The 7,726-nt window shown below is 59.0% G+C and carries 11 protein-coding genes; 10 read left to right on the forward strand and 1 reads right to left on the reverse strand.

The genetic code is table 11. The annotated features are described in order from the left end of the window. Nucleotides 1-45: 45 nt before the first annotated feature. The 10 genes from J2857_RS23130 to J2857_RS23175 are packed head-to-tail and all read left to right on the forward strand — an operon-like array spanning nt 46 to nt 7,413. Nucleotides 46-780 carry a GntR family transcriptional regulator gene (locus tag J2857_RS23130; RefSeq protein ID WP_210012414.1) on the forward strand — a complete coding sequence of 245 codons (735 nt, stop codon included), beginning with the start codon at nt 46-48 and terminating at the stop codon, nt 778-780. Continuing rightward, nucleotides 777-1,592 (forward strand): sugar phosphate isomerase/epimerase family protein, encoded by an 816-nt coding sequence (locus J2857_RS23135; RefSeq protein WP_210012415.1) that lies wholly within the window; start codon nt 777-779, stop codon nt 1,590-1,592. Before J2857_RS23130 ends, J2857_RS23135 begins: the two co-directional genes overlap by 4 nt. Before the next feature lie 53 nt (nt 1,593-1,645). Beyond that, entirely contained in the window at nt 1,646-2,314 is a 669-nt protein-coding gene (locus J2857_RS23140; protein ID WP_210012416.1) for an amino acid ABC transporter permease, read from the forward strand. 11 nt (nt 2,315-2,325) lie between these two features. Beyond that, nucleotides 2,326-2,976 carry an amino acid ABC transporter permease gene (locus J2857_RS23145; protein ID WP_210012417.1) on the forward strand — a complete coding sequence of 217 codons (651 nt, stop codon included), beginning with the start codon at nt 2,326-2,328 and terminating at the stop codon, nt 2,974-2,976. A gap of 39 nt (nt 2,977-3,015) precedes the next feature. Next, nucleotides 3,016-3,840: a transporter substrate-binding domain-containing protein gene (locus J2857_RS23150; protein WP_210012418.1), complete on the forward strand. Its 825-nt coding sequence runs from the start codon at nt 3,016-3,018 to the stop codon at nt 3,838-3,840. A gap of 19 nt (nt 3,841-3,859) precedes the next feature. Next, complete coding sequence (locus J2857_RS23155) at nt 3,860-4,621, forward strand: amino acid ABC transporter ATP-binding protein (RefSeq protein ID WP_210012419.1); 762 nt, start codon at nt 3,860-3,862, stop codon at nt 4,619-4,621. 23 nt (nt 4,622-4,644) lie between these two features. After that, the gene (locus tag J2857_RS23160) at nt 4,645-5,505 is read left to right on the forward strand and encodes a shikimate dehydrogenase (RefSeq protein WP_210012420.1); all 861 of its coding nucleotides are present in this window, start codon (nt 4,645-4,647) and stop codon (nt 5,503-5,505) included. 13 nt (nt 5,506-5,518) lie between these two features. Further along, nucleotides 5,519-5,887 (forward strand): 5-carboxymethyl-2-hydroxymuconate isomerase, encoded by a 369-nt coding sequence (locus J2857_RS23165; RefSeq protein WP_210012421.1) that lies wholly within the window; start codon nt 5,519-5,521, stop codon nt 5,885-5,887. Between the two features lie 31 nt (nt 5,888-5,918). Beyond that, complete coding sequence (aroQ, locus tag J2857_RS23170) at nt 5,919-6,368, forward strand: type II 3-dehydroquinate dehydratase (protein ID WP_210012422.1); 450 nt, start codon at nt 5,919-5,921, stop codon at nt 6,366-6,368. Nucleotides 6,369-6,375: 7 nt separating this feature from the next. Then, on the forward strand, nt 6,376-7,413 hold the full coding sequence (locus tag J2857_RS23175; protein ID WP_210012423.1) for a Gfo/Idh/MocA family protein: 1,038 nt from the start codon (nt 6,376-6,378) through the stop codon (nt 7,411-7,413). 118 nt (nt 7,414-7,531) lie between these two features. On the opposite strand, the gene J2857_RS23180 is transcribed toward J2857_RS23175, so the two are convergent. Then, nucleotides 7,532-7,726: hypothetical protein (locus J2857_RS23180; RefSeq protein ID WP_210012424.1), on the reverse strand; the 195-nt coding region annotated here is incomplete at its 5' end.

Raw genomic sequence — 7,726 nt, forward strand, 5'->3', positions numbered from 1 at the left:
TCTTATCGATCATCGACAGCAGGCGACTTTTGCCTGGGAGGTTTTATGAAGCAGCGGTCCGAGGCCCATAACCTGTCCAACGAACAAGCCGGAAACGGTGGCTTTTCCGATGACGGGAAGAACACGATCGGTAGCCAGCTGGCATCCCGGCTGCGTGAAGCGATTATTTCGGGAGACCTTGAGGCTGGCAGCAAGATCAATCTCGACAGGGCGCGGCAGTCGTTCAACGTCAGCTTGAGCCCCTTGCGCGAAGGGCTTGCGCGCCTGATCTCCGATGGTTTGGTGGAGTTCGAGGACAATCGCGGCTATCGCGTTTCACCCGTTTCGCTCGCAAATCTTGAGGAAATCACCAGCCTGCGTGAAGAATTCGAGGTTTTCGCCCTGAAGGAGTCCATCCGGGTTGGCGACGTGGAATGGGAAAGCAATGTCATGCGCATGCTTCACAAGCTCAACCGCGCCGAACGAGATGCGAACAAGCCGGAAACGCTGGAGCATTGGGAAGCGGTCCATCGGGACTTCCATCTCACACTTATTTCAGGGTGCGGGAAACCGCTTCTGCTTCACTTCTGCAAAACGCTGCTCAATCTCAATGACCGTTATCGCAGAACATTCCTGACGCAAACGTCCGGCGACCGAAACGTAAGCCAGGAGCACAGTGAGATCGCTCAGGGGGCGGTTGCAAGAGATAGTGATTACGCTGCAGAGCAGCTCCGTCAACACATCCATCGCACAGGGACCAATCTGCTTGGTCACCTCACCCGCACCGGGGTCGTGAGATGACATATGCCACACAGATGAAAGACATCCCGGTCGGCGTTGCGCATTTCTCCGCAATCCAGTTGCCACCGGCGCAATTCGTAAAGGATGCCGCAACAGCGGGATTCAATTCCGTCGGGCTTCGGCTGCATCCCGCCTTTGTGGGCGCGCCTTACTACGAACTGCCGCAGGGCAGTAAGGCAGCATCGGAATTTCGAACCCTGCTCGACAGCGAAGATATGAAGGTCTTCGATATCGAGTTCTTCGTTATCGGTCCGGATTTCAGCGCTGCCTCGGTCGAACACATCGTTGCGGCTGCAGCAGACATCGGAGCCAGACGCCTGTCCACCTGCGGCGACGACGAGAATCGCGATCGGCTGATCGGCAATTTCATCGAGTTTTGCCAACTTGCCGCGCGCTACGACATGGCCGTCGACCTTGAGAATATGGGCTGGCGCGCAGTCAAGACCTACAACGAGTGCGCTTCACTCGTCGAGGTCTGTGGCCAGGACAATGCAGGTGCCTTGATCGACGCCATCCATTTTTTCAGAAACGGTGGAAGCGTTGACGACATCAATGTGGATATCGTTCAGCATGTCCAGCTTTGCGACGCAATGGGGTCGGCCCCCAAGCGCCCCGAAGATATGATCAATGAAGCGCGGGCGGGACGATTGGCTCCGGGTGACGGTAAGCTGGCCCTGAAAGAACTGCTGAGCAAACTTGCCGATAAAGCCGCGATATCGGTGGAGGTTCCGTTGGTCGGAGACGTGGCTCCGCTGGCGCATCTGAGAAATCTCAATCTGAAGGCGCGGAAAATTCTGCAATCAGGAAACTAGGACGTTCTTGGTCTGGCGCGGTGGAGGCCGCGCCGGGAGGAGGAAAACTTTCCATGAATTATAAGTTCGACTTCGGTGCGGTCTTCGAGCGCGCCCCCGAATTGCTGTGGGCGACGTTAGGAACATTCGGCCTCGCATTTGCCGGCATGGCGCTCGCCCTGCTGATCGGTATTCTGGGCGTCATCGCCCGGACCTCGCACAACAAGATCGCGCGGGCTCCCGTCATCGCCTTTGTCGAAATCGTGCGCAACACGCCGTTTCTGGTGCAGATCTTCTATATCTATTTTGCCCTGCCCCTGATGGGCATCCGCCTCAATCCGACGGCAACGGCGATCATCGCGCTCGGCATCAATGGCGGCGCCTATGCGATCGAGATTATCCGGGGCGGCGTCGAAAGCATCAGCAAGGGTCAGGTCGAGGCAGGTTACGCGCTTGGCTTGCACAAGGCCGATGTATTCCGCCTGATCGTGCTCAAGCCGGCGCTGCGCGCAATCTATCCGTCGCTGACGAGCCAGTTCATCATGCTGACGCTCACGACATCGGTCTGCACCTCTATTGCGGCTTATGAACTGACCTCGGCGGCCCAGCGGATCGAGTCCGATACGTTCAGAAGCTTCGAGGTCTATTTCTCGGTCACCGGGATCTACCTCGTCATATCGAGCGTCATGATGGGCATTTTCGCCCTGATTTCCCGCCGCTATTTCAGCTACCCGGCACGATAGGAGGATCTACCATGGGACCTGTCGGCGCCAACGAATTCCTCTTCCTTCTGCAAGGGCTCAAGTGGACGGCTTTGCTTGCGGTCATCGGCTTCATTGGTGGCGGTATTTTCGGCATGCTGATCGCATTGATCCGCTCATCACGAAACGCCGCCGCGAGAACCGCGTCCGCTGCCTATATCGCCCTGTTCCAGGGTACGCCGCTTCTGATGCAGTTGTTCGTCGTCTATTACGGCGTCGCGCTGATCGGCATCGATGTTAGCGCCTGGCTTGCTGTCGCGATCGCTTTCACTCTTCACGCCAGCGCGTTTCTCGGCGAGATATGGCGCGGCTCAATCGAGGCTGTTCCGAAGGGACAAGCCGAGGCCGCAAACGCGCTAGGACTGCACTACGTGTCGCGGATGAAGGATGTCATCCTCCCGCAGGCACTCAAGATTTCCATGCCGGCGACCATCGGCTTCCTGGTGCAACTGATCAAGGGCACGTCGCTCGCAGCGATCGTCGGCTTTATCGAACTCGCCCGCGCCGGGCAGATCATATCCAACCAGACCTACAGGCCGCTTCTCGTCTTCGGGATCGTCGGCGTGATCTACTTCATCATTTGCTGGCCCCTCTCCCATTTCGGGACCGGTCTTGAGAAACGGATGGCTAAAGCCGCCCGCTGAAGCTTCCCACGAAGCAATATCAAAGAGGAGGAGAATGAAATGCAATGCAATCGCAGGAAATTGATGGGGGTCGCGCTCGCAACCGCGGCGTTCGCCTTGGTTGGCACAGCGACGGCCTCGGCCGCCAGCGTGGCGGAGATCAAGTCCAAGGGCACCATCGTCGTCGGCATCCAGGGCGACAATGCGCCCTGGGGCTTCGTCAACTCGAGCGGCACCCAGGACGGCTTCGACGCCGACGTGGCAACGCTTTTCGCCAAGGAGCTTGGCGTCAAGGTTCAGTTCCAGCCGCTCGCCGTCGCCAACCGCATCCCGGCGCTGACGACCGGCAAGGTGGACATTCTGTTCGCCACGATGGCAATGACCGAGGAGCGCGCCAAGTCGATCCAGTACAGCAAGCCCTATGCCGCCAACACCATCGCTCTCTACGCGGCAAAGGCCGACAAGGCACAGGCCGTCGCCGATCTGGCGGGCTGGGAAATCGGCGTGCCGAAGTCGAGTTCGCAGGACAAGGCCGTCAGCGACGCCGTCGGATCGACCGCGACCGTTCGTCGTTTCGATGACGACGCCGCAACGATCCAGGCGCTGATTTCCGGCCAGGTCAAGGCAGTCGGCGGCAACCAGTTCTACGGCCAGCGGCTCGATGCGGCCGCCTCCGGGAAATACGAGCGCAAGATCGAGTTTCTGACAACCTACAACGGCGTTGGAACACGGCTTGGTGAAAAGGACTGGAACACCACAGTCAACGCCTTCATCGACAAGATCAAGGCCAGTGGCGAACTGGCCGCAATTACCAAGAAATGGATGGGTATCGAACTGCCGAAGTTCCCGGAATCCATACCGAACATTCCGTTCACCGTTAACTGAAGATCGTAAGGAGGGTGCCGTGGCCAATTCCGTCATAGACCAGTCGACGCTCATTTCACTTGAAAAAGTGGAGAGATGGTACGGCGCCTTTCATGCATTGAAGGCCATCGATCTGTCGGTTCGCAAAGGCGAGAAGATCGTTCTTTGCGGACCGTCCGGCTCCGGTAAATCAACCTTGATCCGGTGCATCAATGCGCTCGAGACAATCCAGGACGGTAGTATAACCGTTGAAGGCCAGTTGCTGGACGGCAGCAGCAAGGCCGTGGATGCGATCCGCCGCGAAGTCGGCATGGTGTTTCAGAGCTTCAATCTCTTTCCGCACATGACGGTTTTGCAGAACTGCGCCCTGGCGCCGATGCGTGTAAGGGGAACAAGCCGTGCGGATGCCGAAAAACTGGCGCGCAAATATCTCGAACGGGTCCGGATCCTCGATCAGGCGGAGAAATATCCGGCGCAGCTTTCGGGCGGCCAGCAGCAGCGCGTCGCCATCGCCCGCGCGCTCTGCATGGAACCGAAAGTGATGTTGTTCGACGAGCCGACCTCCGCGCTTGATCCCGAAATGGTCAAGGAGGTGCTCGATACGATGATCTCGCTGGCCCGCGACGGGATGACGATGATTTGCGTTACCCACGAAATGGGTTTTGCAAGGCAGGTGGCAGACCGCGTCATCTTCATGGCGTCCGGCGAGATCATCGAAGAAGCGGAGCCGGAAATCTTCTTCAAATCGCCGAAGCACGAACGCACCAAGACCTTCCTCGGTGAAATTCTGGCTCATCATTAGGCCGGCCTGAAGAGAGTATGCCCATGAACAACCAGCAATTTCTTGTCGGTCTTATAGGCGCGGAGATCCAGATGTCGAAATCGCCGGCGCTTCATGAAGTGGAAGGCCGGCACCAGGGACTCGACTACCGATACGAGCTTCTCGACCTGACGGAACGCAGCCTGCCGGTATCCGCCCTCCCCGCACTTCTCGACGAAGAGGAGCGGCGGGGATTTGCCGGAAGCAACATAACTCATCCCTGCAAGCAGACCGTTATCGCCCATCTGACGCAGCTTTCCGAGGATGCCGAGATGTTAGGCGCCGTCAATACCGTGGTCTTCCAGAACGGCGAGCGGATCGGCCACAACACCGATTGGTATGGCTTCTATAAGAATTTTGAGTGCGGTCTGCCGGATGTGGCAAGATCCCGTGCCGTCCTGTTGGGAGCTGGCGGCGCCGGCGTCGCGGTCGCACATGCGGCAATCAAGCTCGGAATCGAACGGCTTTCGATCTTCGACCGGGACAGCCAGCGCGCCGAACGTCTGGCATCCCAACTGAATGATCGGTTCTCCAGGCAATGCGCGGACCCGATCACCGACATAGGCGCAGCGATGCGCCTTGCCGACGGCCTGATCCACGCCACACCCACCGGCATGAAAAGCCATCCTGGCCTGCCGATCGATGCGGTCTGGCTCGATCAGCGCCACTGGGTTGCAGATATCGTGTATATGCCGCTGGAAACCGAACTTCTCGCGCTGGCGCGGAAAACAGGATGCCGAACCCTTCCAGGTGGCGGCATGACCGTGTTCCAGGCTGCAGCGGCCTTCAAGCTCTTTACCGGTATCGAACCGGATGCTGAGCGGATGTCCCGTCATTTCGCCGAGCTATGCCGCGCGACGCTTTGAAAGGTCTCCGACGATGCCGCATGTGATCATCGATTACAGCCGGGGTGCCGGTGATCGGGTCGCTATGGATGCGTTGACGGCAGTGGTTCACCGCTGCATCCGCGACACAGGGATCGTCGAACCGAAAGCCGTACGGACGCTTGCGCGGGAGGCAAGCTTTTCCTGCGTCGGTGACGAGCACCCCGACAATCAGTTCATCCAGATCATCATCCGCATGGCGCCCGGCCGCCCGTTGGAAGCCAGGCAGAAGCTTCTGAAAGCCGTTTTTGAGGAGGCGCGGGCCGCCGCCGCCCCTGCATTGGCCGAAGGCCGGCTCGGCCTTCGCGTCGATCTCTACGAATCCGACCCCACCCTTGCGCTTCAGGAGAGCACACTCGCCTGAGACGCCGGCTTCATGAAATAAAGGAGTTCTCGTGAGCCTGATCTACGTCTTGAATGGTCCCAATCTCAACCTGCTCGGCAAGCGTCAGCCGCATATCTACGGCTATGAAACCCTTGCCGACGTCGAAGCCGATTGCCGGAAAGTGGCAACGGAGCTAGGGCACGAGATCCGCTTCCACCAGAGCAACCGGGAGTATGAAATCATTGACTGGATCCACGAGGCACGGGAAGATGGCGCAGGTATCGTCATCAACCCGGCGGCTTTCACACATACGTCACTGGCCATTCTCGACGCTTTGAACACATTCGAAGGCCCGGTCATCGAGATCCACATTTCCAATGTCCACAAGCGCGAAAGCTTCCGGCATCACTCGTTTGTCTCGCACCGCGCGGAGGGCGTGATCTGCGGCCTCGGTACCGAAGGATACCAGCTCGGCATCCGCCGCGTAGCGACCCTGATTAAGACCTCCGAGAAGAAATGAGGCGACCGTGACCACTCCAGTCAGATTGGCTGTGCTTGGTGCCGGCCTTATCGGAAAACGGCATATCCAACATGTCCTGAATGAACCCGACGCGATACTCCGTGCGGTGGTCGATCCCACGCCGATCGGGCAGAAGATTGCGGCGGAAGCGGGCGTCAAGTGGTTCGCAAGCTTCGCCGAGATGATTGCCGTCGACCGGCCCGACGGGATTATCGTCGCGACACCCAATCAGGTCCATGTCCAGAATGGACTGGAAGCGGTCGAAGCGGGCATACCGGCCCTGATCGAAAAGCCGATCTCGGACGATATCGCGTCGGGCGAGCGGCTCATCGCCGCCGCGGAAGCCAAGGGCGTTCCGCTCCTGACCGGGCACCATCGGCGGCACAATCCGATGATGCAGAAAGCAAAGGAAATTATCGACAGCGGCCGGCTCGGACGCGTGCTCGTTGTCAACGCGATGTTCTGGCTGTTCAAGCCGGACGATTACTTCGACATTGCCTGGCGTCGACAGGCCGGAGCCGGCCCGGTTTTTCTGAACCTCATCCACGACGTCGACAATCTTCGCTACCTCTTCGGCGATATCGCCGCCGTGCAGGCGCGCGAATCCAATGCGGTCCGCAGCAACGCCGTCGAGGAAACAGCCGTGGTTCTCATCGAGTTCAGGAACGGCATTCTCGCCACCGCATCGGTTTCCGACTCCGTCGTCGCCCCTTGGAGCTGGGAGATGACCACCGGCGAGAACCCCGTTTATCCAAAAGCCGACGAGGCCTGCTACGTCGTCGGCGGGACCCATGGCTCCCTGGCCATTCCGTCTCTCGAAATCTGGCGCAACCCCGTTAAGCGAAGCTGGTGGGAGCCCTTCGAGAACGAACGGGTCGATGTCGAGGATCAGGATCCGCTCGTCCTGCAGATCAGGCAGTTCTGCAAGGTCATCCGGGGCGAGGAGCAGCCGCTAGTCAGCGGCCGCGAAGGCCTTCAGACCCTCAAGGTCATCGACGCCGTCAAGCGATCCGCAGCTTCCGGAGAGCGCATCCTGTTGAACTGACCGCACAGAAGCGCAACATGATGGAAGCGAAGACTGTACATTCAACCGGGAGACGTCGACCGCACCGCGAGATCGCACTGCCGCTGTGTTTTTCAAGCGAAAACCCAACCATGGCGAGTTACCTTGTCGGCATGCCTTCAGGCCTGAGCGCCTTTTTGAGCGCCGCGATACGGAAGATGGCGTTGGGAGCGCCGTAGCCGCGATAGGCGCGCCGTTCGACGATCTCGAAGAAGAAGCCCTCGCCATAGGTCATGCTGTAGAGTTGGAAATATTCGCCGTGCTCGTCGCGGTCGTAGAGAATGTTCTCTTCCTT

It is taken from the genome of Neorhizobium galegae (assembly GCF_017877055.1).
Classification (GTDB): Bacteria; Pseudomonadota; Alphaproteobacteria; order Rhizobiales; family Rhizobiaceae; genus Neorhizobium; species Neorhizobium galegae_D.